This window comes from Pseudomonas asuensis, assembly GCF_014646755.1.
Classification (GTDB): domain Bacteria; phylum Pseudomonadota; class Gammaproteobacteria; order Pseudomonadales; family Pseudomonadaceae; genus Chryseomonas; species Chryseomonas asuensis.
In genome coordinates, this window is sequence record NZ_BMNW01000005.1 from 217,802 (window position 1) to 244,787 (window position 26,986).

At 54.9% G+C, this 26,986-nt stretch carries 22 protein-coding genes and 1 pseudogene; 13 read left to right on the forward strand and 10 right to left on the reverse strand.

Going from position 1 to position 26,986, the window contains the following annotated elements:
* Positions 1 to 137 precede the first annotated feature (137 nt).
* Positions 138 to 2,183, forward strand: coding sequence for a M13 family metallopeptidase (locus tag IEX86_RS12930; RefSeq protein ID WP_188866540.1), 2,046 nt, complete (start codon positions 138 to 140; stop codon positions 2,181 to 2,183).
* Positions 2,184 to 2,484: 301 nt separating this feature from the next.
* On the opposite strand, the gene IEX86_RS12935 is transcribed toward IEX86_RS12930, so the two are convergent.
* Entirely contained in the window at positions 2,485 to 2,667 is a 183-nt protein-coding gene (locus IEX86_RS12935) for a hypothetical protein (RefSeq protein ID WP_188866541.1), read from the reverse strand.
* 119 nt (positions 2,668 to 2,786) lie between these two features.
* On the opposite strand from IEX86_RS12935, the gene IEX86_RS12940 reads away from it, so the two are divergent.
* Together IEX86_RS12940 and IEX86_RS12945 are read left to right on the forward strand one after the other, a co-directional pair.
* Positions 2,787 to 3,281, forward strand: a complete 495-nt coding sequence (locus IEX86_RS12940; protein ID WP_188866542.1) for a GNAT family N-acetyltransferase — start codon at positions 2,787 to 2,789, stop codon at positions 3,279 to 3,281.
* Between the two features lie 316 nt (positions 3,282 to 3,597).
* Positions 3,598 to 4,413: a DUF1206 domain-containing protein gene (locus IEX86_RS12945; RefSeq protein ID WP_188866543.1), complete on the forward strand. Its 816-nt coding sequence runs from the start codon at positions 3,598 to 3,600 to the stop codon at positions 4,411 to 4,413.
* A 40-nt stretch (positions 4,414 to 4,453) separates the two neighbouring features.
* Here the strand turns inward: IEX86_RS12945 and IEX86_RS12950 are convergent, their stop codons facing one another.
* The 3 genes from IEX86_RS12950 to IEX86_RS12960 form a co-directional block, all read right to left on the reverse strand.
* Complete coding sequence (locus tag IEX86_RS12950; RefSeq protein WP_188866544.1) at positions 4,454 to 4,987, reverse strand: 2,4'-dihydroxyacetophenone dioxygenase family protein; 534 nt, start codon at positions 4,985 to 4,987, stop codon at positions 4,454 to 4,456.
* Between the two features lie 90 nt (positions 4,988 to 5,077).
* Positions 5,078 to 6,103: a UV DNA damage repair endonuclease UvsE gene (gene uvsE / locus IEX86_RS12955; protein WP_188866545.1), complete on the reverse strand. Its 1,026-nt coding sequence runs from the start codon at positions 6,101 to 6,103 to the stop codon at positions 5,078 to 5,080.
* Between the two features lie 124 nt (positions 6,104 to 6,227).
* Positions 6,228 to 7,121 carry a LysR family transcriptional regulator gene (locus IEX86_RS12960; RefSeq protein ID WP_188866546.1) on the reverse strand — a complete coding sequence of 298 codons (894 nt, stop codon included), beginning with the start codon at positions 7,119 to 7,121 and terminating at the stop codon, positions 6,228 to 6,230.
* A gap of 142 nt (positions 7,122 to 7,263) precedes the next feature.
* Between IEX86_RS12960 and IEX86_RS12965 the strand changes: the two genes are divergently transcribed.
* From IEX86_RS12965 to IEX86_RS12980, 4 genes are all read left to right on the forward strand, one after another.
* Complete coding sequence (locus IEX86_RS12965) at positions 7,264 to 7,848, forward strand: NAD(P)H-dependent oxidoreductase (RefSeq protein ID WP_188866547.1); 585 nt, start codon at positions 7,264 to 7,266, stop codon at positions 7,846 to 7,848.
* A 212-nt stretch (positions 7,849 to 8,060) separates the two neighbouring features.
* Positions 8,061 to 11,111: an autotransporter domain-containing protein gene (locus IEX86_RS12970; RefSeq protein WP_188866746.1), complete on the forward strand. Its 3,051-nt coding sequence runs from the start codon at positions 8,061 to 8,063 to the stop codon at positions 11,109 to 11,111.
* A gap of 310 nt (positions 11,112 to 11,421) precedes the next feature.
* Entirely contained in the window at positions 11,422 to 14,085 is a 2,664-nt protein-coding gene (locus IEX86_RS12975; protein WP_188866548.1) for a GAF domain-containing hybrid sensor histidine kinase/response regulator, read from the forward strand.
* Positions 14,086 to 14,189: 104 nt separating this feature from the next.
* The gene (locus IEX86_RS12980) at positions 14,190 to 14,951 is read left to right on the forward strand and encodes a YkgJ family cysteine cluster protein (RefSeq protein WP_188866549.1); all 762 of its coding nucleotides are present in this window, start codon (positions 14,190 to 14,192) and stop codon (positions 14,949 to 14,951) included.
* Positions 14,952 to 15,028: 77 nt separating this feature from the next.
* Here the strand turns inward: IEX86_RS12980 and gltP are convergent, their stop codons facing one another.
* The gene (gltP, locus tag IEX86_RS12985) at positions 15,029 to 16,375 is read right to left on the reverse strand and encodes a glutamate/aspartate:proton symporter GltP (RefSeq protein ID WP_188866550.1); all 1,347 of its coding nucleotides are present in this window, start codon (positions 16,373 to 16,375) and stop codon (positions 15,029 to 15,031) included.
* Positions 16,376 to 16,707: 332 nt separating this feature from the next.
* Positions 16,708 to 17,085 carry a DUF6970 domain-containing protein gene (locus IEX86_RS12990; RefSeq protein ID WP_188866551.1) on the reverse strand — a complete coding sequence of 126 codons (378 nt, stop codon included), beginning with the start codon at positions 17,083 to 17,085 and terminating at the stop codon, positions 16,708 to 16,710.
* Between the two features lie 126 nt (positions 17,086 to 17,211).
* Here IEX86_RS12990 and IEX86_RS12995 point away from each other — a divergent pair, with 126 nt between their 5' ends.
* Positions 17,212 to 17,415 (forward strand): hypothetical protein, encoded by a 204-nt coding sequence (locus IEX86_RS12995; RefSeq protein WP_188866552.1) that lies wholly within the window; start codon positions 17,212 to 17,214, stop codon positions 17,413 to 17,415.
* A gap of 818 nt (positions 17,416 to 18,233) precedes the next feature.
* Here IEX86_RS12995 and IEX86_RS13000 read toward each other — a convergent pair.
* A complete protein-coding gene (locus tag IEX86_RS13000) occupies positions 18,234 to 18,689 on the reverse strand; it encodes a DUF2267 domain-containing protein (RefSeq protein WP_188866553.1) in 456 nt (151 codons plus the stop codon).
* Between the two features lies 1 nt (position 18,690).
* Positions 18,691 to 19,152, reverse strand: coding sequence for a DUF2267 domain-containing protein (locus tag IEX86_RS13005; RefSeq protein ID WP_188866554.1), 462 nt, complete (start codon positions 19,150 to 19,152; stop codon positions 18,691 to 18,693).
* Between the two features lie 215 nt (positions 19,153 to 19,367).
* Here IEX86_RS13005 and IEX86_RS13010 point away from each other — a divergent pair, with 215 nt between their 5' ends.
* Positions 19,368 to 20,726: an erythromycin esterase family protein gene (locus tag IEX86_RS13010; protein ID WP_188866555.1), complete on the forward strand. Its 1,359-nt coding sequence runs from the start codon at positions 19,368 to 19,370 to the stop codon at positions 20,724 to 20,726.
* A gap of 56 nt (positions 20,727 to 20,782) precedes the next feature.
* Here the strand turns inward: IEX86_RS13010 and IEX86_RS13015 are convergent, their stop codons facing one another.
* Positions 20,783 to 21,853, reverse strand: a complete 1,071-nt coding sequence (locus IEX86_RS13015; protein WP_188866556.1) for an SMP-30/gluconolactonase/LRE family protein — start codon at positions 21,851 to 21,853, stop codon at positions 20,783 to 20,785.
* Positions 21,854 to 22,156: 303 nt separating this feature from the next.
* Between IEX86_RS13015 and IEX86_RS25680 the strand changes: the two are divergent.
* The 3 genes and pseudogenes from IEX86_RS25680 to IEX86_RS13025 all read left to right on the forward strand — a co-directional run.
* Positions 22,157 to 22,702 (forward strand): annotated as a pseudogene (locus IEX86_RS25680) (MCP four helix bundle domain-containing protein); the annotation flags it as partial.
* A 12-nt stretch (positions 22,703 to 22,714) separates the two neighbouring features.
* Positions 22,715 to 23,797: a methyl-accepting chemotaxis protein gene (locus IEX86_RS13020; RefSeq protein ID WP_373290437.1), complete on the forward strand. Its 1,083-nt coding sequence runs from the start codon at positions 22,715 to 22,717 to the stop codon at positions 23,795 to 23,797.
* A 350-nt stretch (positions 23,798 to 24,147) separates the two neighbouring features.
* Complete coding sequence (locus IEX86_RS13025; RefSeq protein ID WP_188866558.1) at positions 24,148 to 24,474, forward strand: thioredoxin family protein; 327 nt, start codon at positions 24,148 to 24,150, stop codon at positions 24,472 to 24,474.
* 44 nt (positions 24,475 to 24,518) lie between these two features.
* Here IEX86_RS13025 and IEX86_RS13030 read toward each other — a convergent pair whose 3' ends face one another.
* Positions 24,519 to 25,562: a DUF748 domain-containing protein gene (locus IEX86_RS13030; RefSeq protein WP_188866559.1), complete on the reverse strand. Its 1,044-nt coding sequence runs from the start codon at positions 25,560 to 25,562 to the stop codon at positions 24,519 to 24,521.
* 252 nt (positions 25,563 to 25,814) lie between these two features.
* Here IEX86_RS13030 and IEX86_RS13035 point away from each other — a divergent pair, with 252 nt between their 5' ends.
* On the forward strand, positions 25,815 to 26,750 hold the full coding sequence (locus IEX86_RS13035) for an NADP-dependent oxidoreductase (protein ID WP_188866560.1): 936 nt from the start codon (positions 25,815 to 25,817) through the stop codon (positions 26,748 to 26,750).
* Positions 26,751 to 26,986: the final 236 nt, after the last annotated feature.

Below are 26,986 nucleotides of genomic sequence, written 5' to 3' on the forward strand. Positions count from 1 at the left end.
GGTACGTTTACTACGGACATCATAGGGAATACACGCCAGCGGCGCTGCTTGGCTCCACCCTTGCACAGCCGTTGGCTTCGCCATAAGCGAGCCCCGTTATAGTGACTTGAGTGAACGCCAATCCGAATGGAGATCCCATGAGACATATCTTTGCCGGCGCCGTTTGTATACTGGCGTTGAGCGCCTGCGGTAAATCAGAACTTGTTCAACCTGAACCCCCTATCAGCACGCTGCAATCCGGTATCAAAAAAGAAAATTTCGATACTGGCATTCGCCCTCAGGACGATTTCTTCAAAGCCATCAATGGCCAGTGGCTGAAGAACACGCCCATCCCCGCTGACAAAACCAGCTACGGGGCCTTCCACGCCATTGCCGATACGACTGAAAAACAATTGCACGCCATTATCGAAGAGCTGGCCGCAACGTCCGGCAAAGCGGCGGGTAGTAATGAGCAGAAAATCGGGGACATGTATGCCTCGTTCATGAATGAGGCAACCATTGAGGCGCAGGGACTTAAACCCTTGCAAGGCCAATTGGACGCTATTGATGCCATTCGTGACCGACGCTCGCTGCTTATCACAATGGCCCGACTCCAGCAGCTGGGTATCGATGTTCCACTCCAACCCTATGTCTCGCAAGATGCCAAGGACTCCAAGCGCCATGTCGCTGAGATCAGCCAAGCCGGCCTTAGCCTGCCCGACCGGGATTATTACCTGATCGATGACAAGCAGTTCGCCGAAATTCGCTCCGGTTTCGTCTCGCATATGCAACGCATGTTGAGCCTGGCCAACATAGCAGACCCTGCCGGAAGCGCGCGCAAGGTTGCTGCGCTGGAGAAGCAGATCGCCGAGGCCCAATGGGACAAGGTCGACAACCGTGACCCTATCAAGACCTACAACACCTATAAGCCCACGCAGCTACGAACGCTCACCAGCGCCATCGACTGGCCGTCCTACCTGCAGGAGACCGGTTTTGCCGGTCAGCAGCAGATCATTGTTGAGCAGCCCAGCTATATCACCGGGCTTGGCAAACTGCTGACCTCAACGCCGCTCTCCACCTGGAAAGCCTACCTCAAGTGGCAAGTGTTGCATGCTTATGCACAGGCACTACCCCACGCCTATGCCCAGGAGGACTTTGCCTTCTTCCAGCAAACCCTGAACGGTGCAAAGGAGCAGCGCCCACGGTGGAAGCGTGGCGTAAGCGCTGTGGAAGGCAGCCTGGGTGAAGCCCTGGGCAAGGAATACGTAGAGCGTCATTTCCCGCCAGAAAACAAGGCCCGCATGGAAGCCCTGGTACGCAATCTTATTGCCGCCTACGGGCAGGCCATGGACAAGCTTGACTGGATGAGTGAAGACACCCGTCAGGCAGCCAAGGCCAAGCTGGCAAAATTTACCTACAAGATCGGCTACCCCAACCAGTGGCGCGACTACTCGCCTCTGCACATCGCGTCAGATGACCTGATCGGCAATCTGCAGCGTGCTCAGGCATTCGAATACCAGCGTAACCTTGCCAAACTTGGCAAGCCGGTCGACCCGAATGAATGGGGCATGACACCACAAACGGTCAATGCTTATTACAACCCGCTGCGTAACGAAATTGTCTTCCCGGCGGCCATTCTGCAACCACCCTTCTTCAACATGAACGCGGAAGATGCGGTCAACTATGGCGGTATTGGTGCAGTCATCGGTCACGAGATCAGCCACGGCTTTGACGATCAGGGCTCGCAATTCGATGGTGACGGGAATTTGCGGGAGTGGTGGACCAAGGCCGACCGCGAGCGCTTTGAAAAACGTGCAGCAGCACTGGCAGAGCAGTATTCAGCCTATGAACCGGTGCCGGGTTATCATATCAATGGCCGCTTTACGCTTGGCGAAAACATTGCCGACCTGGGCGGTGTGACCATCTCCTACTCCGCCTACCATCTGTCTTTAGGTAATCAGCCCGCGCCCGTCATTGATGGTATGACTGCCGAGCAGCGCTTCTTTGCCGGCTGGGCACAGGTCTGGTGTACCAAATACACACAGCAGAACCTGCTCAATCGCCTGAAAACCGATCCACACTCGCCAGCGCAGTATCGTACCAATGGCGTTCTAAGCAACGTGCCTGGCTTCTATGAAGCCTATGACGTCAAGCCAAGCGATCAGATGTACCTGGCACCAGAGAAGCGCATCAAGATCTGGTAATAGCAAGCTCTCCCCTGTGCGCCTGAGCACTCAGGCGCACAGCTGGAGTAATAGCAGCAGACCCTGCTATTTAATACATTGATACTCGATTGCAAGCATTGGAGCAGCTAACCACATGGGCTCAACAGGGAGTGGGTTTTGAAGACTCATCCCCGGCTGCTAGCAACCAAGGCCGCTGGAATGGTCACCATTGGCACCACATTGGCATTGGCTGCCGGTGATTAGCGGCAACCAGCGCCACGCTTGGGATAGTGAATATCTATGTTTCTAAGCTATAAATGATGCCGGAGCGAAAGCCAAGTCAGGCGAGGGTATGCTCCTCGATCATTGTATTCATTTCCACTTGCGCCGCATGGCGCGTCGTGAACGGACCGCTGATGCGCTCACCGTTCTGCACAAGGTACCAGCAAACAATAAAACCTGCTTCACGAAGCGCAGCAGGCACAGCGCTACCCACAACTGACATGATTTGAATAATGGGCATAAGGACCTCTATCTACTCTTAAGCCGACCTCTACAGTACGCTCCGCTTCACCACTTGAGAAATCGACAGGATTGATAGTGGTCATTAACGGTTCAACCGTCCGACGAAATGATGGCCATATGATTATCGAAGCCGTTACTACCCTTAGCGATACGCAGTATCAGAGTTTGCTTAGCCTTGAAGTATTACCCGAACAGGTGGCCTTTTCAGGCACTTCCGAAGCGGCATTGGCGGCCTTGCATAAGCATTCATCCAATCTTGTACGAGGGTTTGCCCTGCTGGAAGCGGGACTACCGATAGGCCTGTTTCTGCTCAAGCGACCACCGCTTTCACCTCAGTGGGTCAGTGCTGATGCTTGCTCGCTGCATGCCTTGCAGATTGCGGTTCAAGCGCAGGGGCGTGGGTTGGGCAAGGCTTGTATAGGTGCACTTCCTGAACTCGCCTATAGGCAATGGCCCGGTATCAGGAGTATTCAGCTGGCAGTAGATGCCCATAATGAAAAGGCGTTGGGGCTTTATCTAGGCGGGGGCTGGGTAGACGATGGCGAGACGTATAACGGACGAGTCGGACTGGAACGTCGCCTGACCCTGACGTTGGATAAACTCAACCGGTGAAACGGAAAAACCCCGCCGTAGCGGGGTTTCGTTGACCATGCTCGACATCCTGTCAAGCTGCCATCCTGGCGGTCATATCGGATCCTTGATCTACCATGAGCGCTTCCGTGCGCTGCTCCGATGTGAATAGATTACGCTGCTCCCTTCGTTTCCCCTAGAGCCAACCACTGCGAGTCCTTGTAAGCTTTTACCTACAAATGCTGGCCACTCGCCTTTCGTCCGTTTCGCTTGTTATCCCGCCTTTCAGCAAGAACCCTTACCACCGCTGTCGGGTCTTTCCCTGTATCAGCCCATCATTACAAGGAATTCAAACAGCATGACGCCTAATCGAGGCCTTACCCTGCTAGCCCGTGGTGGCTATGCAGCCCGAGGTGTGGTGTACCTTATCATTGGTGGATTTGCCGTACTGGCGGCCATGGGTTCAGGACAGCCTGTCGATAGCCATCAAAGTCTGCAAACCGTCCTGGCCCAGCCCTCGGGTAGCGCCCTGCTTTGGGTTGTAGTCATTGGCCTTGCCGCCTTTGCCGCCTGGCGAGCCGTGCAATGCTTGCAGGACTCAGACCATCACGGTACGGACCTGAAGGGGCTGACTATCCGTATCGGACTCTTCGCCAGCAGCGTGACTTATGTACTTCTGGCACTATTTGCCTTAGGGCTTTTGATCAGTGGCTTTAAGGGCCCAGGCGAAGGCGGCGGTTCCGGCGGTGGCGGCCAGGCACAAGACTTTCTCTCGCACCTGCTTGGATGGGATCACTCAAACCTAGTGATACGGCTAATCGCCTTGATCCCGCTGGGCGTGGGCATTGCTCATATCGTCAAGGGGTGGAAAGCTTCTTTCGAGCGGTATTTCGAGGCCGATGAAGACGTCATGCGCGTGGTACGCCCTGTCTCGCGTTTCGGTCTGATCGCACGTGGAGTAGCCTTCATCGAGGTTGCTGTACTGCTGGTCATTAGCGGCTCACGCTACGATGCAACGAATCCGCCAGGTATCAAGGATGCCCTTAACGGGCTTCAGAGCCTGCCTTTCGGGCATACCATTTTGTTGGTAGTCGCGTTAGGGCTAATTGCCTTTGCAGCCTACAGCTTTGCCGAAGCGGTATGGCGCCGTATCAATATGAACATCCCGGTATGACAGGATGCCCTGCAAGGATGATCGCAGGGCACTTCTTTACCTACCGGAACAGCGTATCGACATAGTCCGCACCAATGCCAACACGCTCGAAATGCTCGCGGCAGAGCTTGATGTAATCATGCACATCAAAATAGCCGGCTGCGTTTCCAGCCTCGTCCAGCCAGATCAGCGGGCCCTTGACGATAAAGAACACCTTCATCGGCTCATCGTAATCATAAGCCACCAGCGTGTGCCCTTCGCCAGGCGTTTCGTAAACGAAATCACCGGCTCTGGCCGTCCAACCATGCTCCAGATAGCCCCATTTCCCTGAAATGGTATAAGCAAACACCTCATGAGGATGGTAGTGACGGTTCACCAGACCTGCCTGTTTAGCCATGAGCACGTCGCACCATTTGTTCTCAGAGGGCGAGATCCATAACGGGCGACTTGAGACGGTATCGGTAAAAGGCACGTAGTAACGCTCGTCTTCAGTGGGTGCGTCCTCGATATAGACCTCGGGTTTGGCATCCGGCTTGAAGCAGTTTGGAATGGGCTGCAGCTCTTTCCAGAACTCGTGACGCGCTAATTCAGCCATGGCAATGATCCTCTTATTATTGTTCTACTGACTATAGCCAGCTTAAAAGCCTTTGCAGGTGGCCTGTCCAGGAATGCTCAGGATTGAGACTTAGGCAGCTTTTTGGACCATGTACTGATTGTAGAAATCAATAACGGCAAGGTTCTTGTGCTTGGCCTCGAACATGATGTCGAACTCGTCCAGGAAGGATTTGGCATATTCGTTACACCAGCGGTTCCACATCCGGTCGCTATGTCCATACAGATCGCGCTTGTTGACCTTGGTCAGCAGGTTATCCATTTCAATCTTGTCGTCAGCCGAGACGCCCAGGTCCATCAGCATTTCCTGAGACTGCGAGTAATGCATGGCCGGACGAACGCCACGCCAACTGTCAACAATGCGTTGCACACGGGGGTCATGACGATCGATATACCCGCCTTCGTGAATCCAGCAGTGGTGGATATCCAAAACGACGGGCGCATGGCCGGCCAGTTCGAGACAGGCATCGACGCCGTATTTCTTCTCCTCATTTTCAAAAGTAATGCAATTACGGGCGACCTCCGACAGGCGCGGCCAGATATGCAGGATGCCTTCGATCCCAAGTTTGCCTGCAATATGGATATTGCATTTGAAGTCCTGGAACTGCCGTCCATAGCCCATCATGCGAATCATGTCAGCATGGTATTCGAACTCACGGATGCTGTTTTCTACCGTCTGCGGGTTGTCCGAACCCAGGACGCAATACTGCCCCGGATGCATGGATAGACGAATGTCATTGCTGCGTGCGTAATTGCCGATGAGCTGGAACTGCTCGGAAATAAAATCCTGAATGGCCGTCGACTTATAAAAATAGGCATAACTGGGATGACTATAGAGCGGCAGAATATCGCTACTCATCCGCATCATATGCAGATGCGATGGCAGGGCGTTGACGTACTGCAACAGGCGCATCTGGGCTTGAAGGTTGTGCTCGATGACATAGAGCAGCTTTTCCTCAGCGGCTTCGGTCGTCTGGCTGGACAGCCAGCGCAGCGTAGTGGTCTTGCCATTGTAAAGCCGCTCGATGGCTTCGATCTCTTTTGCAGGCAGGCTTCGGTCGGGATGGCGATAGTTACAGGCAAAGCCGATCCGGTACATGGCAAACTCCTTGAAAGGCGAGCGGACGAGGCGCGTACTTTGTGGCCGTCCTGAGTGACATGTTATTAGGAGGTTCTATTCTGGCCGAAGTGCCTGAAAACCGACCGCTGCCAATCAATCAGGACTACAAGCGCTCCTTTAAATGCTTTGCAATGAAATCCAGAAACAGGGTGATCCGTAGCGAAAGCTGAGTATTGCGGTAGTAGACAGCGTTGATGATCTGAAAGGCGTCCTGCACCTGATCCTCCATAACGGGTACAAGCAAACCCTGCTCGCGGGCCGAGCGCGTCATGTAGTCAGCCAGACACACAATCCCTTCTCCCGCCAGCGCCAAAGCCTGGATCGTCATACCGCTTGAGGCGGAGATATGGGGCGAGACTGCCAGCATAGCGCCCCGCTCGTTTGGTAGCGGCCACTGATTGAGGTGATCGAGCTGGCTAAAGCCGATCAGGGTATGCTTTTGCAGGTCGGCTACCGTAAGTGGCGTTCCCTGCCTAAGCAGATAATCAGGGCTGGCCAGTATGCTGACCCGGCTTTGCCCCAGCGGGCGGGCATGCAAGGTAGAGTCGCGCAGCTCGCCGATTCGGATGGCGACATCCGTACGTTGCTCCAGCAGGTCGATGAAACGATCGTTGGTGTCCAGCTCCAGCGTAATGCCGGGGTACTGTTCGCGAAAATGGCCTACGAGCGGAACGATAACGTGGCACATGAAGGAGGGTGCGGCGTTCACCCGCAGGCGGCCCGCGGGTCTTTGCCGCCGGATCGCCAGTTGCTCTTCGGCCTCATCGACTGAGGCAAGGATGGCACGGACCTGAGCCAAAAAATGGCGCCCCTCATCAGTAAGTTCCAGCCGGCGGGTTGTGCGGCGCAACAAGGTAGTGTCGAGCTTTTGCTCAAGCCGACTGAGGGCGCGGCTCACCCCTGAGACAGTCTGCCCCAACTGGTCGGCAGCCGCAGTAATGGATCCCGTTTCAACAACGGTTTTGAACACCAAGTGTTCTTCCAACGTGGTTTTCATACCTGTACCCGCGTAGCCATTCTTGACTTAAAATCAATTATCTTTTCCAGTTTATCTACTTTAACGGCAAGCATGCTCAGAGGACACTGTACCGCTTTCTGGCGCACCCCTTTGCGCCCCACCCGTTTAAGTGGGAGCTTTCATGAAGATTCTTTTGATCAACGGCGGCAAGTCATTTGCCCATTCCGCGGGTCGTTACAACGATACGCTGCACAATCTGGCTGTAGGGCATTTGAGCGAGCTGGGCCATACCATTCAGGAAACGGTGATTGAGTCAGGCTACGATGTTAAAGCCGAAGTCCAGAAATACCTGTGGGCCGACGCCATCATTTATCAGATGCCGGGTTGGTGGATGGGTGCGCCCTGGACCGTCAAGAAGTATTTGGACGAAGTGTTGACTGAAGGCCACGGCTCGCTGTATGCCAACGATGGCCGTACCCGTAACGATCCTACCAAGCAATACGGCACTGGCGGGCTGCTACAGGGCCGCCGCTATATGCTGTCGCTGACCTGGAACGCACCGCGTGAGGCATTCGACGAGCCAGGTAATTTCTTTGAAGGCAAAGGCGTGGATGGCGTGTATTTCCCCTTCCACAAATCGCAGCAGTTCGTAGGCCTTGAAGCCCTGCCAACTTACCTGGCAAACGATGTCATCAAGGCACCGGACATCGAGCGTCATCAGGCTGAATACAAGGCGCATCTGACCCACGTATTTGGTCAGCAGTAATAACGTAGTATCACCTGAAGCCCGGTCTAGACCGGGCTTTTTCATGCCTGCCTCAATGTTATCGCACAATGTAATTGTCATATCTCTGCCACAGAACTGAAAAACCCGCTGCGTACGCTCCTTGGCCTTTGCATGGCTTGTACTGCTCTGTATCTATTCGTATACACAGAAAGGAGTCGTTAGTGAGACCTTCAAACGTCAGTTCGTGTGTGATCGCTTCCTCGTTCGCTTTATCTCTGCTGGCTGCCTCGGTACATGCTGCAGGCCGTGCCGACAATAACGCCCTCAACGGTGTTGACGTGCTGTCCGGCTTTAACAAACTCTGGACACCCGGCGCGACCTGGAACACCGGAACGCCAACTGAGCTGGGTGCGCCGATTCTTCAGCGCAATATTCAATATGTAGTGGACCTGTCCAAGACACGCACCCATGAGCAGGAAGTGGCGGCTTACTTCGATGACCGCCGCAACCAGAGCTACAGCGCGATCAGTGGATTAGGCTCGCTGGCGGAAGGATACCTGGCAGGCTCTGGCGCCTTTACAACGATTACCACATTTGACGACTCCAACCAGACCGTAAAATACGACGACAAGGGCAGCGGCGCGGGCGAGAAGTCCTCGGCTCTGGGCAAGGTCGTAGAGCTGGTCGGCGCGGTACGCAACGACGCCTCCACCACCCCTGCCAAAAATGCCTATCAATATCCACGCCCCTGGCGTCAGGCGCAGGAAGAGATTATCCAGCCCTCCCTTCGTCCGGCTCGCAGCAGCACCCCGGAAACCGACGGTGGCTTCCCAAGCGGCCATACCAATGCCGCCTATCTCTCGTCCATTGCGTTGAGCTATGCCGTTCCCCAACGTTTTGACGAGCTGATGCTACGCGCCTCGGAACTTGGCAATAGCCGAATCGTGACGGGCATGCACTCGCCCTTCGATGTCATAGGCGGGCGCATCACGGCCACTTATTTTGCCATCGACAATCTGACTAACAATGCCCAGCTCCGCAACGAGGCTTATCAGCAGGCACAGGCGTACTTCACCCAGCAGTGCGGCGGAGACATCAACAACTGCATGGACCCGATCGACCCTGCGACTGACCGCTTCTCGCAGCATGCTCAGGACAAGGCACTCTACACATCGCGCCTGACTTATGGCTTTGAGCCGGTAGGTCCGACCGATTTGGCCCCGGTCGTACCGGTCAACGCCGAAGTATTATTAGAGACCCGCTTTCCCTATCTAGATGCCAGTCAGCGTCGCGACGTACTCGCCAGCACGGAGATCTCGTCCGGCTATGTTGTTATCGACGAGTCAAACGGGTATGGCCGCCTGAACCTGATGGCAGCAGGCGACGGTTACGGCGCCTTTACGTCCGACGTCACGGTCAACATGGATGCCAGCCTGGGTGGCTTCAACGCCATGGATGCCTGGCGCAACAACATCAGTGGCACGGGTGGCCTGATCAAGAATGGCAGCGGTGAGCTGACCCTGAGTGGGGAAAACACTTACACCGGCGGCACGACGATCAATGGCGGTACGCTCAGGGGCTATGCCCGTGCGTTCGGTAATGGCGTAATCACCAACAATGCAACCCTCGTTCTGGATCAGTCCGTCGACGACACAATGGCCAATACCCTCGCGGGTAACGGTTCGCTGATCAAGACCGGTGCCGGTTCGCTGGACCTGACCGGTAACAGCAGCTTCTCGGGGGCCACGTCAGTCAATGAAGGCCGCTTGGCAGTAAACGGCAGCCTCGCCAACTCCGCCATTACCGTGAACCAAGGTGCAACCCTTGGTGGCAATGGCACGGTTGGCAATCTTACCGTGGCAGAAGGTGGTGTCGTCGCGCCCGGTAACTCTGTCGGACAGTTGAACGTGAATGGTAACGTCACGCTGGCCAATGGTGCGGTCTATCAGGTTGAAACCAATGAGGCTGGCCAGACGGATCGTCTCGTGGCTACCGGTAGCGTGACAATCGACAACAGCACGCTGTCACTGGTGCAAAGCGGTAGCTGGCAACCTCTGACACGCTATTCCATCCTGACGGCCAATGACGGTGTCAGCGGCACCTTTGCCAACGTCACCTCCAACTATGCCTTCCTGACGCCCACACTGAGCTACACCGCTAACGGTGTTGAACTGGCACTGGAGCGTAACGGCACCTCTTTCGCGTCCCTGGCTACCACCCGTAATGAGCGTGCCGTAGCAGCTGGACTGGACAGCGTAGTGGCCAGTAGTGCGTTGTGGAACCAAGTTGCACAGCTGGACACGGCCACGGCGCAGCAGACCTTCCGTGCGCTATCGAATGAATTGCATGCGTCTACGCAGACAGCGCTGGTGGAAGAAAGCCGCCTGATCCGTAACGCCATGACGGATCGCCTGCATAACGCCCACGCATCCGATACCAACACTCTGTCAGGTGTTCAGAACCTGACAGGTAGCGACGCGCGGGGCGTAGTCTGGACGCAGGCGCTGGGTGCCTGGGGTAAGACCGATAGCACCCATAACGTCTCCGGCCTGGACACGCACACTACCGGGGTTCTCCTGGGTGCCGATGCGCCGCTTAACGATACCTGGCGCGTAGGCGGATTGGTGGGCTACAGCCATAGCGACTTTGATCTGCGCCATGCCTCAGGCTCCTCCAAGAGCGACAATTATCATCTGGGCTTGTATGCCGGAGCGCAATGGGATGCCCTGAGCCTGAAGCTAGGCGCCGCGCATACCTGGCACGATATCGAAGCCAAGCGTACGCTTTCCGTGCTGGGCAGCGCCGAGCGTCTGTCGCCCGACTATGATGCAGGTACTACGCAGGTCTTTGGCGAGCTGGGCTACCTGATCAAGCAGGATCAAGTCACCCTGGAGCCTTTCGCAGGCCTTGCCCATGTCCGTGTATATACTGACAGCTTCCATGAGCGCAGCGGCACATTGGCACTAGACAACAAATCCCAGGATACCGACGTGACCTTTAGCACGCTGGGTCTGCGCGCGTCGACTACGACCTCGGTTGGCAATGTGCAACTCAAGCCCAGTGCAATGCTGGGATGGCGGCATGCGTTTGGTGACGTAACACCCGAGCACAAAACAGCCTTCGAAGGTGGCAATACGTTCACGCTGGAAGGCGCACCGATTGCGCGAAACGCAGCGGTACTCGAAGGTGCTGTAGAGATGGCCCTGAGCGAAACAGTCAGTGTAGGCGTGAGCTATGGTGGTCAGCTCAGCAGCGATACTACCGATCAAAACGTCAAAGCCAACGTCACCCTGCGCTTCTAAGCGTTAAGATGGCCTCCCTGGAGGCCATCTCCTCTCTTGGCATTGAAATGGTTTGAGACTATAAAGTGTGACGGTCGTCAGATCTTTATTGCCAGTTCCCCAGTCCTGCCAGTAGATTCCGCGCTCAATGCCCATCGGCTGTAGGTGATGTTGTGGGTAAGCCTAGCGGGCAACCACCTCCACTGATCAATGAGCGCATCCTCCGGCTATTTTTCATCAGGCCGGAGTCGCGCCTAACGGCCTCAACATCTTCTTCATATATTCAAGGTCTTCGCCTTGTTTTTGCCTGTTCTGCTGTCGAGCCGTTTACATGTTGGATGTCGAACTTAATTCAAGCATGCCGCAGGATGCGCTCACTCCAGACGTGGACCGTTTTGAGATTCTCAACTGGATCGGTGCCCGCCTGGCAGCCGAACTGGATCTGGATAAACTGGTGCAGGAAGCAACCGATGCCGCTGTCGCATTAATCCATGCGCAGTTTGGTGCATTCTTTTATAACGTGCTGAACGAACATGGCGAGAGCTACATGCTGTACGCGCTTTCAGGCGTACCCCGTGAAGCCTTCTCAAACTTTCCCATGCCGCGCAACACGACCGTTTTTGGCCCCACCTTTAAAGGTGAAGGTATCGTTCGCTCGGACGATATCACCCAAGACGCCCGCTACGGAAAAAACGCACCCTATACCGGAATGCCTGACGGCCATCTGCCAGTGCGCAGCTACCTGGCAGTCCCGGTGATTTCGCGCTCTGGCGAAGTCTTGGGTGGTATGCTGTTCGGGCACGCCGAGCCGGGCATGTTCACTGAAGAACATGAATACCTGTTGAACGGTATTGCGGGTCAGGCAGCCATTGCCATCGATAACGCCCGTCTCTTTCGCGAAGCCCAGAACGAGCTGGCTGAGCGCAAGCGAGCTGAACAACTGGCTCATGAACGCAGTAACCGCCTTGAGCTCTTGTCGGAGGCTATTGAGAAAGCCCCTTCTGCCCATAACCTGGAAGAGCTGATCGAGATCGTTAGCCATGCAGCACGCCGGCTGTCCAATGCCGACGGTGTTGCCATCGTGCTGCGTGAGGGGGATCTGTGCCACTACGCAGCCGAAATTACGCCTGAGCCACTGTGGAAAGGCCAGCGGTTTGCCATTCATGATTGTATCTCCGGCTGGGCTATGACTCATCTGGAGACAGCAGTTATCCCTGATGTAGGATCCGATCCGCGACTGATTGAAAGGTTTTACACACCTACGTTCATCAAAAGCCTTGTGATGGTGCCACTGATCAGTGATGGAAGTGCTACAGCTGCCATCGGTGCTTATTGGGCGAAACTTCATACCCCTGAGCTGGCCGAGATCGCTACGCTTGAAGCATTGGCCCGCGCAGCAGGTGCCGTGCTCAAGCGAATAGAGGCAGAGCAGGCGCTACGCCGGTTGAACGAGACACTTGAAATACAAGTGGCCGAACGCACGGCTGATCGGGACCGCATGTGGCGGCTTTCAACAGATGTCATGCTTGTAGCCCGCTTCGACGGGACTATCACGGCGGCAAATCCAGCCTGGAAAGCCTTGTTTGGCTGGACTGAAAAGGAGTTGATTGGGCGCTCCTTTATAGAGTTTACCCATCCTGATGACATACCGCGCACCCTTGCCGAAACCGAAAGCCTGGCCAAGGGCGTCACCACCATGCGCTTTGAAAACCGCTACCTACGCAGGGACGGCAGCTATGGCTGGCTGTCTTGGATTGCTGTTCCGGATCACACCGTCATCCATGCTGTGGGACGGGAAATCACTGCTGAAAAGGAACAGGCCGAGGCTTTGCGAGTGGCCGAAGAAGCCCTTCGCCAGTCACAAAAAATGGAAGCGCTGGGGCAGCTTACGGGCGGCATCGCCCATGACTTCAATAACCTGCTCACCGGCATTATAGGCTCGCTCGATATCATGCAAACCCGGCTAAGCCAGGGGCGCACCGAAGCTATAGACCGTTATGCCAAGGCTGCCATGACTTCGGCTAATCGTGCTGCCGCGCTGACTCATCGCCTGCTGGCCTTTGCCCGGCGACAGCCCCTGGACCCCAAGCCGGTCAACGTCAACAAGTTGATCGCCTCGATGGAGGATCTCCTGCACCGCACTCTGGGTGAGACCATTCAGATGGAGCTGGCCACTGCAGGCGGCTTGTGGATCACGCTGTGCGATGCCAACCAGCTGGAAAGTGCCATTCTCAACCTGGCCATCAATGCACGTGACGCCATGCCCAGCGGTGGCCGTCTCGTGATTGAGACCTGCAACGCGCACCTGGACCATACTTATACGTCACGGCAACGCAATATAAAGCCTGGACAGTATGTCTGCATTTCGGTAACCGATACCGGTGTCGGCATGCCCAAAGAGATCATCGCGCGAGCATTTGATCCCTTCTTTACGACCAAGCCCATCGGGCAGGGAACCGGACTTGGCCTGTCGATGATCTACGGCTTCATTCGTCAGTCCGAAGGCCACGCCAACATTTACTCGGAAGTGGGCATTGGTACGACGGTAAAACTCTACCTGCCGCGCTTTCAGGGCTCGCTCGAAGATGACAGTGAAGTAACAGGCACGACGGATGCCTACCGCACCAAACATGGAGAAACGGTACTGATTGTCGAGGACGAGCCCATTGTCCGCGAACTGATCGTCGAGGTGCTCAAGGACCTCGGCTACAAGGCCTTACAGGCCCACGATGGACCGGCTGGGCTCAAGATCATCCAGTCATCACAACATATTGATCTGCTCATCACCGACATTGGCTTACCCGGCCTTAACGGCCGTCAGCTGGCCGATGCCGCCCGTGTCGTACGCAGTGAGCTAAAGGTCTTGTTCATCACCGGTTATGCTGAAAACGCTACGCTGGCAAGCGGCTTTTTAGAGCCAGGCATGGAGATGGTCACTAAGCCCTTCGCGGTGGAAAAGCTGGCTATTCGTATCCGCGAGATGATCGAGCAGTAACAGGACAACCCGCCCGTACAAGGCTGGCGCGCTAATTGCTCAGAATTGTTTCTCTGACGACGGTGCCTGTTTTCCGTCTTTGCTTAACCAGCTCCGGGTCCGATATGAATACTCGATTTGCCTGTAACGGCTGTGGCAAGTGCTGCAATGATCATCACGTCCCTCTGACACTTCAGGAAGCCAAAGCCTGGGCTACCGATGGCGGTCAGCTGATTATTCTTGTGGAAGGCTTTCTGGATAATGGCTACGGCGTGCCGATTAACCAGCGCGAACATGTGCAGCGCCGCTCAATACCCGTCCGCTGTGGCCATACCCAGGCTTACGTATCTATTACGTTCGCAGCCTACAACGTTGGGCCTTGCCGCAATCTCGACACCCAGAACCGCTGCTCCATCTATGAGCGCCGGCCCCTGGTTTGTCGCATTTATCCGATGGAAATCAATCCACATATCCCGTTGCGGCCAGACATGAAGGACTGTGCGCCTGAAACTTGGCAAGCTGGTCCTGAGCTGATTCATGGCGGTCGTCTAATGGATGCTGAGCTAGCGATGCTGATTGAGCGCTCGCGCCAAGCGGACCGTGACGAAATAGGTGCCAAGGCAGAAATCTGTCGCCTGTTGGGCATTCGCACCATGGCGCTAAAAGGCGACGGCTATACTGTATTTCTCCCAGACTCTGATGCCTTCCTCAACGCGACAGAACAGGTGGAGGCCAGCCCTGAACAACCTTGGCCACCGGTTGAAGAAGAGGAATGGGCAATGCGGGTTTCGAGTGATGACTTGGCCAGCCAGCTCGAAGAAACCGGAGCTATGATCGCCTCGGCACTGGAGAATATTGGTTTCATCTCACTCAGAAAGGTGTCATAGCGTATTGAGAATGGGCCAGTACACACTGCCCCTGAATCCCGCCAAAAAAGAAGCCGCTTTTCAGCGGCTTCTTTTGATCAGGATTGTGCAGTATCTGACTTGGTGATATCACCGTAAGCCTGAGTCTTCTCTTGACGCCAATGCGGCAGAGAGTTCCAGTAGCGCTCGCCTTTCTCGGCATCGTACAGGCCTTCCCAACGGGCAATGACCAGTACTGCCAAGGCATTACCGATCACGTTCAAGGCCGTACGCGCCATATCCATGATGCGGTCTACCCCAGCAATGAATGCCAGACCTTCGAGCGGAATGCCTACACTGCCCAATGTAGCCAGCAGTACCACGAACGAAACACCCGGTACACCGGCAATGCCTTTCGAGGTCACCATGAGGGTCAGGATTAAAAGCAGCTGCTGGCCGAGGCTTAAATCGATGCCATAAAGCTGCGCAATAAAGATTGCCGCGATGCTTTGATACAGCGTCGAACCATCCAGGTTGAAGGAATAGCCTGTTGGAACCACAAAGCTACTGATGGACTTGGGCGCCCCGTAGGCTTCCATCTTTTCAATGATGCGTGGCAGCACTGTCTCGGAGCTGGCCGTGGAATATGCCAGGATCAGCTCATCCTTGAGAATGCGGATCAGCTTCATGACCGAGAAGCCAAACAGCTTGGCAACCAGACCGAGTACGACCAAGGCGAAAAACACAATTGCGACGTATACCAGAATAACCAGCTTCGCCAGTGGCAGCAGCGACGAGAATCCGAAGTTGGCCACGGTTACGGCGATCAGTGCAAACACGCCTATCGGGGCGTAGCGCATGATCATATGGGTAACCTTGAACATGGCTTCAGAGATGCCCTGAAATACCCGCACTACAGGCTCACGGGTGCTGTCTGGCAGTGCACCCAGACCCAATCCGAACATCACCGAGAAAAAGATGATGGGCAGCATCTCGCCACGGGCCACTGCTGCGAAAATGTTCGAGGGAATCAGATTAAGGATAGTCGCAATCAAGGCATGGTCATGCTGAACTTCCTGCGTGGTCTTCTGATACTGGGAGATGTCCACCGTACCCAAAGTGGACATGTCGATTCCCGAGCCTGGCTGGAAGAAGTTTGCCAGCATCAGTCCCACCACGATCGCAATCGTGGTGACGATTTCGAAATAGAGAATAGTCTTGAGGCCAATACGCCCCAGCTTTTTCGAATCCCCTACCCCGGCGATGCCTACGATGAGGGTAGAAATCACGATAGGTATGACAATCATCTTGATCAGGCGAATAAAGATATCGCCGCCTGGCTTGAGAACGTTATCGATCCACCAGGCTTTTTCGCCGCTGAAGTGGTTGAGAAGCGCTCCGACTGCAATTCCCAGGGCAAGACCGATGAGAATTTGCCAGGCAAGACTAAGCTTGGGCTTGGACATGAATGTATATCCCCGTTGTTCTAGTTTTGGCGTTGTAGTGGAAGGCGCCACAAAAAGAGAATTGGCGCAAAAAGGCGGCCATCATTGGCTGACGAGACACAATCGTCTAATGCCGCTCCTACCTGCCCCATACCGATTCGGCATGGGCATGGGTCTTGATTTCCTTTAAAAACAAAGAGTTGTCTAGTTTACCACAGGCCAAAACAAACACCTTATTTCAGAAGGTTTCTGAGGGATAGTTCAGCTAAACGGCATTTCCGAGCCATTGGTAGCAAGATCGGGCATACAGCGCTCTGTTTTGCAGACATTGTTTTACGCGTGCAGAGGCGGGATCATTTCTGTACAGGAGTGCCTTTATCTCTGGAGGAGCGTTCATCTCTCCAAACAGGCTCCAAGCGCTGCCGATCCAGACTAAACGCAGGGCAACGGCCATCGCCCCCGGCTATTCCTCCGCTGGGATAACACCGTAACCTACCGTCAGCCTTGTACAGCTCGCTTGGAATATCACAACAGGCTGGCGAGACGTAATAGGCCGTTTCGCCTTCAAAGATCGTTTTGGAAATACTTCTGGGCGGGTTGGCTTCAGGCAGTGCTTGTAGTGATTTGATCCTGGTCTGTAACCAGACCGGAATATCAGCAGGCTCTGCGGATGGAGGTGCTTTCGAACACCCCATCATTACGGCCAACATCACTATCCAGGCATTTTTCATGCAGCACACTCCTGAAGCGTTATCACTCACTGCATTAAAGCAGACTGGCTGTATCCCTAACTGATCTCCCAGGAACTCGCCCCTTGGTCCAGGCTCGAAATAACGCATCCATCCGAGGACATCATCATGCATAAGACTCTCGCCTATGCCGCCCTGCTGGCCAGTGCGCTTGGCTTGGCCGCCTGTGAAAAGACTTCCGAAGACAATACAACGGGCAACCAGCCCACGAATGAGCAGGCTCAAGGCGCTGTTTCCAGCCCAGCCAGCGAGCAAGGCGTCAAACAGGAACTGGCGCCTGCGGCCAGAGCCAATGACGAGAAGAAGCCCTAACGGTCACGTTGAAAGTATCTTACCCAGCTAATAGCAAAAGGCTTACATCGCATGCCTGTAGTTGACGCTATTACCCCGCCACGTCTTTGCGTAATCTACACATATCGGACAGCAGCGCAGGAAGCGCTCTGGTAGATCAAGGATGAATGACCACGCCAGGACGGCAGCTTGATAAGGATGTCGAGTTTGGTCAGCAGAAACCCGCTTCGGCGGGTTTTTTGTTGCCTGAAAAAACCTCTCCTCTAAAGTGCTTTGAGCAGATTTACTCTGTGTCTTCGCCTCTGCTACTTCGGTACTACAGCCGTCACGCTCATTGACAGCATGTTGAAAGTTGTCCCTTTCATCACGTTGGCATTGATCACGCCATGGTCCAGCTTTCACCTTGCCCATGGCGATGGTCAAGCGGTGGCCGTACCACTCGGATGAGCGCCATTTCACTGCCAACCATCGTCTTGGTATTCAGCTATTTTCCTCAAGGGATTCCGGTAAAGCTGTCCATCAATCTGCAAAACGAGGGCGTTGATTCGGTATATACCCTGTTGTGGGTTCTGCTGATAACAACGCTTCCACTGCTTCTTTGGTGCGCATTGTGGGCAGGCCGTAAAAGAGCAGCAAACCACTAGGGCAGCACCCTCTGCCTCATCTTGGGTGGAGGCGCAGGCTTAACCGCCTCTTTTCAACAGGCAAAAAAAAGCCCCAACAGGTGGGGCGGAAAAAGAAGTCAGGCAGCGAAGGAGGGTGGAAAGCTGCCTGCTTGATTACTGTATCGACGTGATCTGTCAGAACTTGAGCCACATCGAGCCATTTGCATTAAAAATTTAAACGGCACCGTGCCCTGGATAAGGCAAAGGCTCATTGCTCCACAGGCTGCGCAGGTCGAATGGCAGACGCCCGGCAAACTCGGCTACCACTTCAGCTGGGATTTTTTTGCACATTACCTCGATGGACGCTTTGACGCCGCGTTCGACAGAAATGTCGAGATTGCGAAACACGGTTTCCTCAATGCGACCCAGAAACTCGCTGCGGCTTGCAGCCGGACTAGGTGCTGCTGGACGCCAGTTCTCGAACATGGCTCCCTTCAATGGAATGGGCAGACACTTGGCCAGCCGCGCCACCTGATCGGGGTCAAGTTGTCTACGTACCGCTTGCAACGTGCACTGTAGGGAAGTCATGGCCACACGGCGATTTCGCGTACCCATACGCTCATCGACCTCTGCGATCCACTGCAAGGCATGCTTCACGGACTGATCCAGCTCTTCGACATTGATTTGCATCTCACGCCTCCCCTTCCCGGGTGCCGGGCACGCCGGTGTCCTCTGGCCAGAGACTACGCAGTGGCAGAGGAAACAGGCCTGCTACTTTAGCGACTTCGTTTGGATCTATACGCTCGTACAGTACGCGTAACACCGCCTTGGCAGCCTTATGTGGATCCAGATCAACTGAGGGTGAAGCGAGCCTGCTGATCTTTTTCAGAAAGGCGTCCAGCGTTTCCTCTTGGGTAGGCGTGCCCGCCGGATGGAAGTTCTCGTAAAAAATCCCGCGAATCATGAGAGGCAACTGGGCAGCCAGGTGAGCAGCATTGTCGATCCCGATGCGATCTCGTACCGAAGTCAGTACGGCGCGTAGGGCATGATAGGCCGTCTGTCGATCAGGCGCATCCAGGTAAGTGGCCACATCGTCGAGCCACAGGTTCGTTTGCTGAATGGTTCGGTCCAACACCTCGACAGTGGATGACATAGAAATCCTCCTCGTGATTGCAGGATGTGTTTAGTTGACCGTACACCCAGGCCAATGTCGCAACGAAGCGGAAGCCCTACCGATAACTGGCCCGGAGACGCACGTTGGTCGCATGGCCGGAACATCACCCGGCAAGTTCATGTCTTTGTTATAGGCACAACCGCACTCCACAGCCCATGGATAAAGGGCCTCATCGCATTTGCGAGGTAATGACCATGAGCGCACCGGCCAAAGAACGCCTGCAGCGATTTCTGCGTCGATCATCGACATCCGAAAATCGCATAACCGAGGTGCTACGGCAGTATGCGGAGCCGCTTCCCGACTTGGAAAGTCCCGACTTTGGCCCTCTCTTTGACCGCTATGCCGATGCCCGGGTTGTGCTGATTGGCGAGGCCAGTCATGGTACGGCTGACTTTTACCGGACTCGCGCCGCCATTACCCGCCACCTGATCGAGCACCACGGCTTTACCATTGTGGCCGTAGAAGCAGACTGGCCAGACGCTGGATACATTGATCGCTATGTGCGCGGGCAAACAAACGATGATTGGAAAGCAGTAGGCTTCAAGCGTTTTCCTACATGGATGTGGCGTAATACGGACGTAGAAGCTTTTGCACAATGGCTACGCCGCCATAACGAGCAACGTGCGCCAAAGGAGCACGTGGAATTTCGCGGCCTGGACGTTTACAGCCTGCGCAATTCCATTGCTGAGGTGTTGGAGTATCTGGGTAAAACTGATCCAGAACTGGCGAAACAGGCTCGGGAGCGCTATAGCTGCCTCTCTCGCTGGCAGGACGAACCAGCCATTTATGGCCATCTGGTAGAGCGTACCGGAAAGGATTCGTGTGAAGATGCCGTCGTCAATCAATTGCATGCCCTGCTTTCCGACCGGCTTGAAATGCTCGCCCAAGATGAGGAAGCCTTATTTAACGCCAAGCAGAATGCCCGGGTGGTGCGTGCTGCCGAGCAATACTATCGCGCTATGTACCGTGGCTCAGTCGCCTCCTGGAACCTGCGTGACCGGCATATGTTCGACACACTGCAAACTTTGCTGGAGCATCGTGGGCCCAACGCAAAGGCCATCGTCTGGGCGCATAACTCCCATGTGGGCAATGCCGATGCGACGGCCATGGGCTGGCGCGGTGAGTTCAATATTGGTCAGCTATGCCGCAGTGCCTATGAACGAGAGGCGGTACTGATTGGTATGGGTACAGACCGTGGAACCGTAGCGGCAGCAGATGACTGGGATGGGGACATGTATATCAAGGACGTCCGCCCTTCTCGCCCGGACAGCTGGGAGCACCATTTTCTAAAGGCCGGTGTGCCTGCATCACTGACAGACTGGCGAGATTTTCGGCGTGATGATCTTCGAGAGGCGCTGGGTGAACTTAATCTCAATCGCGCGATTGGGGTTATTTACCGCCCTGAAACCGAACGGATGAGTCACTATTTCGAAACGGTGCTGGCAGAGCAGTTCGATGCGTTTATCTGGATAGAGGAAACGCGGGCTGTTACGCCATTGGGAGATACAGACCCAGCGGGCTCAGCAGACGAGACGTATCCCTTTGGGTTATAGGAAACCCTTGGCCAGGCGCGACTGCTTGCTGCGCTTGGCCAGCCCTGGCAACAGGATCAGCTGCGACGGGCACCTGTAGCGTTTACATAGGTGGCATACAGTGACTGTCCACCGGTAATGAACAAGCGATTACCTTTAGGTCCGCCAAATTCAACATTCGAAACCGTCTCCGGCAAATGCAGCGTAGCCAGTGGTTGGCCTTCAGGTGAGAAGACGTGAACACTATTGTTGGCAGCATCGCCTGCCCAACTGCACCAGAGGTTACCCTCGCTGTCGCACCGGAACCCATCGATTACACCGTTCTTCGCATCAATGAGTACGCGACCGCTGTCGAGTTTAGCGTCCTCGCCTACGGTGAAAGCACGTAGATGGCAGGGCTTGCCTGGATCACCACCACCTGCCGTGTCACTGATGTAGAGCCGCTTGCCGTCGGGTGAAAAGGCAATGCCATTTGGACGCTGAAAATCCCCCACCGCTACCTGTGCTTCGCCGCTCTGTGGGTCAATGCGATACACGTTGGCAGGGAGCTCAAAGTCAGCCTTGTGGCCTTCATACGCTCCCAGGATGCCGTAGCCTGGATCGGTAAACCAGATGGCTCCATCAGCCGCAACCACTACATCGTTTGGTGCATTGAGCTTTTTGCCTTGAAAGGTATCCAGCAACACGGTGGTCGTGCCGTCATGTTCCAGACGAGTAACCCGGCGGGTATCATGCTCACAGCTGATCAGGCGCCCTTCCCGGTCGCGCGTATGGCCGTTTGCGTTATTGGACTGGGCGCTGTACACCGTGATACGACCGTCATCTTCATTCCAGCGCAGGATTCGCCCGGTAGGGATATCGCTGAACAGCAGGCAGCGCCAATCGGCCATCCATACGGGGCCCTCTGTCCAACGACCGCCACTCCAGAGGCGCTCCACCATGGCATTGCCCAGCCGCCCACTGAACGCCTTGTCATGAATCTCCCAGGCAGGATCAGGCATGACAATAGCCGGCGTCCCGCTCCAGTCACGGGCAAGGCCAAAAGGATCATGGGAGGAGGTATTGGTAGCGGCTAGTGCGCTGCCAGCTGCGAGCGCAGCGGCTGAGGTCAGTGAAGCCGTAAGAAATTCGCGACGAGCGAAAGCCATTCTTCATTCCCTATTGTGATTGTTAGAGGAAGTCGTCAGACGCCTCCCCTAGAAAGGGCGAGGCAAATAGTCGGACTAAAGAACTGTAGAACAGCGCGATATAAATGCCATTCCTTCAATAGCATTTCGCTAACCATCCCTCATTACACTCAAGTTTCCCGCCTTCCAGTCGATATATGACGAAGCGTGAGTAATGGGCGTAACTCAGCTAAACGATGCCCTACGCCCGCGACATAACGTTTGATTACTCATGCTAGAGCGATGGTGCTCAGACCTCGCTCATCTTTATTTCAGGGACACATCATGGCCTGGTTTGCCAATGCAAAACTTGCAACAAAGTTGCTAATTGCCTTTCTTTTATGCGCGCTGATTACGTTAGCGGTCGGCCTATTGGGCAAACAGAGCATTGATGCGTTATCCGAGGATCTAGACAACGCCATTCATAACGATGTGGCCTCTATATTGGCTATCAATACGCTCTACAGAAACGCCATTGCCCATAACCGCGATCTGTATAAAGTAATAGCGCTCAAGGCCTCGAATGCAGAGCCAGCTGATTTACAGGCAGCCCTGGACTCCCTGAAGGAAAATGGTGCAACGGTTGATAAGGCCTTCGTGGAATACCGAGCGACTCCTTTGGATGGCGAGGAAAAGGCCGAAGGCGACAAATTTGCCAACGACTGGCCCGCCTATATTGCCAGCGTAGACAAAGTCATCTCGGCACTGAGTCGGGGAGAGCTTGAGACCGCGGTGCAGATAACCAACAGCGAAACCTTTCCGGCATACCGCAAAACCGTTGGCGAGTTGAAGAACATCCTCACCGTCAATATGAAGCAGAGCGAAGAAAGCGCAACCGAGGCGGTGCAGACACAGAAAAATGCCAACCTGACATTGCTCATGGGCATTGTCATCGCCTTCTTCCTGGCAATCAGTCTTGGTCTTCTGATCACGCGCATGATTACCCGCCCGCTGCACTCAGCAGTCGATAGCGCCAAGCGCATTGCCCAAGGTGACCTGACTCAGCATATTCAGGCCCATACCCAAGATGAAACCGGTCAGCTGCTGGTTGCACTGTCCAACATGCAGGGCAGCCTTAAGGATACCTTGCAGGAAATTGCCCATGCCTCTCATCAGTTAGCCTCGGCGGCTGAGCAGCTCAGCTCCGTTACAGAAGAGAGCACTCAAGGGCTGAATCGCCAGAATGACGAAATCCAGCAGGCCGCCACAGCTGTAAACGAAATGACGGCAGCTGTAGAAGAAGTAGCACGTAATGCCGTGTCGACTTCCGAAGTCTCGCAGGCAACCAGCCAGGATGCGATGACGGGTCATAATCAGGTCCAGGCGGCCGTGACGGCTATCAATACCATGACCTCGGAAATCACAGCCTCTACCGACAAGGTTGGCACGCTGGCCGGTCAGGTACGTGATATTGCCAAGGTACTGGATGTGATCCGTGCAATTGCTGAACAGACCAACCTGCTGGCGCTCAACGCGGCCATCGAAGCAGCCCGTGCCGGCGAGCAAGGCCGCGGTTTCGCTGTAGTCGCCGATGAGGTTCGCGCCTTGGCCCACCGCACACAGGCATCTACGGGAGAGATCGAAAGCATGATCAATACTGTACGCACTGGGGCAGATCAAGCGGTAGAGGCTATGGTGAAGAGTCAATCGCTAGCAACCCATACCCAGAGTTTGGCCACTGCTGCCGGTGATGCGCTGACCCGAATCACCGAAGGCGTATCACAGATCAACGAGCGCAATCTGGTTATCGCCAGTGCCTCTGAAGAACAGGCCCAGGTAGCCCGCGAGGTTGACCGCAATCTAGTCAACATCCAGGACTTGTCTGCGCAGACGGCAGCAGGTGCCAACCAGACCAGCGCCTCAAGCCAGGAGCTGTCCCGACTGGCTACCTCGTTCAACGTCATGGTGGCAAGGTTCAAGCTGTAACAGCTCGCGCTTCGGAAAGCCCGCTCAAGCGGGCTTTTTTAGGCTCGATACTTTTGCGCAGGCAAACAAAAACCCCGCCTAAGCGGGGTTTTCTGACCGGACTCAATGTCCTTATCGAGTGTGCCATCCTGGCTTGGTCATCATCCTTGACCTTCGTATGAGCGCGTCCTGCGCTGCTATCCGATGTGTGTAGATTACGCCGGTAGCCGGCAGTGCAATAGCGCCAACTGTGGTAACACTGTGTAAGCCTTTTGCTATAGCGCTGTAGGACACAACGGCGCTTTTCAAGATATTCCTTAATCATCAGTGGTCTGCTGTAAGGTATCCCCGATAGTACAGGAGCCTTTTTTATGGCCATGAACAGCACTTATGCCGCACAGGAACCCAGCCGTACTGATGTTGATGCACTAGAAGGCGCGACGCTTATCGAGTTTGGCGCTCCCTGGTGCGGCTTCTGCCGGGCCGCACAACCTCTGATCGAACAGGCCTTTCAGGATCATCCCGCTATTCGCCATATCAAAATCGAGGATGGCAGCGGGCGACGGCTAGGTCGTTCCTTCAAGGTCAAGCTTTGGCCTACGTTGATCTTTTTTCGTAACGGCCAAGAGGTGTCTCGTCTGGTACGGCCCTCAGACGTCAACGATATCCGTCAGGGGCTGGCTGAAATCGATCAGTAACGCACAGGCAAGGCGAACAGACTACGTTGCCTTGCCGCCCTCTCCTAATCAGTACCGGGTACTACCGAGTTGATGAACTGCTGTCTGAAGGAGGCGTTGGGGTCCAATCGAAGCTCGTCCGCATTGATGACGCCAGCCAATCGCAGCGTAACGCCGTCATCCGGGTCATTCGGGTCATCCTGGTCCGTCAGCTTGGCAGCCACGCTGGCAAGGCCTTCCTTCAGGGTGCCAAGTACACCCTTCTCTTTTACATCCTTTTCCAGTGAAACCATTTTAAGGTCTTCATAGCGCGGCTTTGTATAGGCAGTGAAGTGACCCTTTTCAGCGGAGACGTGGGTCCGCGAAGACAGCATTCCTTGCTCGACATCGATATTGGCATAGGCCCGAAAAAAATCGTTCAGGCGGCTAAGCGGCAAATCGTCGATTGCACTGTCCATCTCAAACGTTGGGTTGGGTGACAGGCCATCCAGCCGCAAGCGGGTTGTCATGCTACCGGCCCCCATGGGATTACCCGTCATTTCTGATTCTGCCCAGAGCGGATCATCGACATTGTCTACATTGGCCAGGTTACGGGTAACCGACTCTATGTTGCTAATGTAGAGCGTCACAGGGCGTTCCGGACGCTTGTCGATCAGTTGAATTATTCCATCATGGATTTCTGACTGGTTGGGCGGTAGCGGTGATAAGGCATCGACCTGTTGCAGCCAGCTCGAATCGATTCCGGTCTGGCTGTGATCTTCGCTGTCGGCCAATACGAAGGTCAGTACCGGACGATACATATGCATCAGCCCCACGGGTTTCCTGCCAGCGAACTTGCCCCACTGTGTCCAGTTATCGATGCGCTCAGCTTCAAAAAAGGGCTCTGGCACAGCACCATTGAGCTTTTCGATACGCACGTTTTTAAGCGTGTAGCCACCCTTCAGGAGGCTGACGTCTACATCCTCGATCGAGGTCCGATATCCCGGTATTTCGTTAAGCGTCTGCTCTACATAGCGATGAATACCATAGGGAGCTGCCAGTCGCGCTGTGACAAGCACGGCGGCTACAATAAGCAGTACAGGAAGGGTTTTACCAGACGTGCGTTTCATGGAGGCTCTCGTAGCCGGTCATCATGCAGTAAGTACTAGACCCGCAGGAGCCGCCTGAAATTTGCCTGGCCAGACGATCGGCATGGCGCTATCGCGAGAAGGATGCCCTGACTCAATGTGTTTTATAACAAGCGAGACGCTAACTACTTCGCACCTGAAGCAGGTCGATGCAACTCTTGCATCGAAAAGAACCTAACAACATCACCTATACAGACGGCTAGTACAGCCGCTCCCTACTTCATGGAGAATTCGATGAAAGCTGTTCAGATTCACTCCTACGGCGATGCCAGTGTTCTCACGTATGCAGACGTGGAAAAGCCGACCCTGAACCCGGACGACGTGTTGATTCGCGTTGTGGCTTCTTCGGTCAACCCCGTCGACTGGAAACTCCGCCAGGGTTATCTGAAAGACATGCTGCCCTACGACTTGCCTCTTACCCTGGGCTGGGACGTGTCCGGCGTCGTTGAAGAAGTCGGTGCAAGCGTTACCCGCTTCAAGGTAGGCGATAGCGTTTTCTCCCGTCCGGACATAAAGCGCAACGGCACCTATGCCGAGTACATTGCCGTGCGTGAAAGCGAAGTGGCCTGCAAGCCCAAGACGCTGTCCCATGCGGACTCCGCCTCCCTGCCACTGGCCGGTATTACGGCCTGGGAAGCCATCGTGCATGTGGGCCAGACCCAGCCAGGCCAGAAGGTTCTGATTCATGCGGCTTCGGGCGGAGTTGGTACGCTGGCCGTACAGCTGGCGAAATGGCGTGGCGCTCAAGTGATTGCGACCTGCTCCGAAAAAAATCGCAAACTTGTCGAATCGCTGGGTGCCGATCAGGTGATCGATTACAAGAGCCAGAATTTCCAGGAAATCGTCCAGGACGTCGATCTGGTCTTCGATACCCTGGGCGGTGATGTACAGGAAGCCTCTTTTAGCGTTCTCAAGCCCGGCGGCATCCTGGTCTCCATTGTTGCGCCGCCATCCGAGGAAAAGACCAAAGCCCAAAACGTACGCAGTGCGTTCATCTTTATCGAGCCCAATGCCGAAATCCTGCAGGAACTGGCTCGTCTGGCAGATAGCGGCCACTTGCGTCCGGTTGTCTCTGCAGAATTCGGCTTGAAAGACATCGCCAAGGCGCATGCAGCAAGCGAGTCCGGCCGTACAGTCGGCAAGATCGTCATTCACGTCGGTCAGCCCTGAACCCCGGAACGGGACGCAGAGACTCATTCTGCGTCCCGCACCCTCATGATTGTTTCATCCCGCTTTCTTACCCGCCGTCTATTCTTTCCCTTCGATCTGCTGAAATACCCCTAGCCCGTCTAGGTCAAGCCATACAGGCAGTTTGCCTTGATACAAATTGGCACACTTTTTCCATAAGACCTGCTCGCTTGGATAAAACAACAAAAGGAGCGGATCAGGCACCAACACGGTTCCTT

Coding starts and splice junctions, on each gene's coding strand:
- IEX86_RS12930 (WP_188866540.1), top strand. CDS start 138: ATGAGACATATCTTTGCCGGCGCCGTTTGTATACTGGCGTTGAGCGCC.
- IEX86_RS12935 (WP_188866541.1), bottom strand. CDS start 2,667: ATGCCCATTATTCAAATCATGTCAGTTGTGGGTAGCGCTGTGCCTGCT.
- IEX86_RS12940 (WP_188866542.1), top strand. CDS start 2,787: ATGATTATCGAAGCCGTTACTACCCTTAGCGATACGCAGTATCAGAGT.
- IEX86_RS12945 (WP_188866543.1), top strand. CDS start 3,598: ATGACGCCTAATCGAGGCCTTACCCTGCTAGCCCGTGGTGGCTATGCA.
- IEX86_RS12950 (WP_188866544.1), bottom strand. CDS start 4,987: ATGGCTGAATTAGCGCGTCACGAGTTCTGGAAAGAGCTGCAGCCCATT.
- uvsE (WP_188866545.1), bottom strand. CDS start 6,103: ATGTACCGGATCGGCTTTGCCTGTAACTATCGCCATCCCGACCGAAGC.
- IEX86_RS12960 (WP_188866546.1), bottom strand. CDS start 7,121: ATGAAAACCACGTTGGAAGAACACTTGGTGTTCAAAACCGTTGTTGAA.
- IEX86_RS12965 (WP_188866547.1), top strand. CDS start 7,264: ATGAAGATTCTTTTGATCAACGGCGGCAAGTCATTTGCCCATTCCGCG.
- IEX86_RS12975 (WP_188866548.1), top strand. CDS start 11,422: ATGTTGGATGTCGAACTTAATTCAAGCATGCCGCAGGATGCGCTCACT.
- IEX86_RS12980 (WP_188866549.1), top strand. CDS start 14,190: ATGAATACTCGATTTGCCTGTAACGGCTGTGGCAAGTGCTGCAATGAT.
- gltP (WP_188866550.1), bottom strand. CDS start 16,375: ATGTCCAAGCCCAAGCTTAGTCTTGCCTGGCAAATTCTCATCGGTCTT.
- IEX86_RS12990 (WP_188866551.1), bottom strand. CDS start 17,085: ATGAAAAATGCCTGGATAGTGATGTTGGCCGTAATGATGGGGTGTTCG.
- IEX86_RS12995 (WP_188866552.1), top strand. CDS start 17,212: ATGCATAAGACTCTCGCCTATGCCGCCCTGCTGGCCAGTGCGCTTGGC.
- IEX86_RS13000 (WP_188866553.1), bottom strand. CDS start 18,689: ATGCAAATCAATGTCGAAGAGCTGGATCAGTCCGTGAAGCATGCCTTG.
- IEX86_RS13005 (WP_188866554.1), bottom strand. CDS start 19,152: ATGTCATCCACTGTCGAGGTGTTGGACCGAACCATTCAGCAAACGAAC.
- IEX86_RS13010 (WP_188866555.1), top strand. CDS start 19,368: ATGAGCGCACCGGCCAAAGAACGCCTGCAGCGATTTCTGCGTCGATCA.
- IEX86_RS13015 (WP_188866556.1), bottom strand. CDS start 21,853: ATGGCTTTCGCTCGTCGCGAATTTCTTACGGCTTCACTGACCTCAGCC.
- IEX86_RS13025 (WP_188866558.1), top strand. CDS start 24,148: ATGGCCATGAACAGCACTTATGCCGCACAGGAACCCAGCCGTACTGAT.
- IEX86_RS13030 (WP_188866559.1), bottom strand. CDS start 25,562: ATGAAACGCACGTCTGGTAAAACCCTTCCTGTACTGCTTATTGTAGCC.
- IEX86_RS13035 (WP_188866560.1), top strand. CDS start 25,815: ATGAAAGCTGTTCAGATTCACTCCTACGGCGATGCCAGTGTTCTCACG.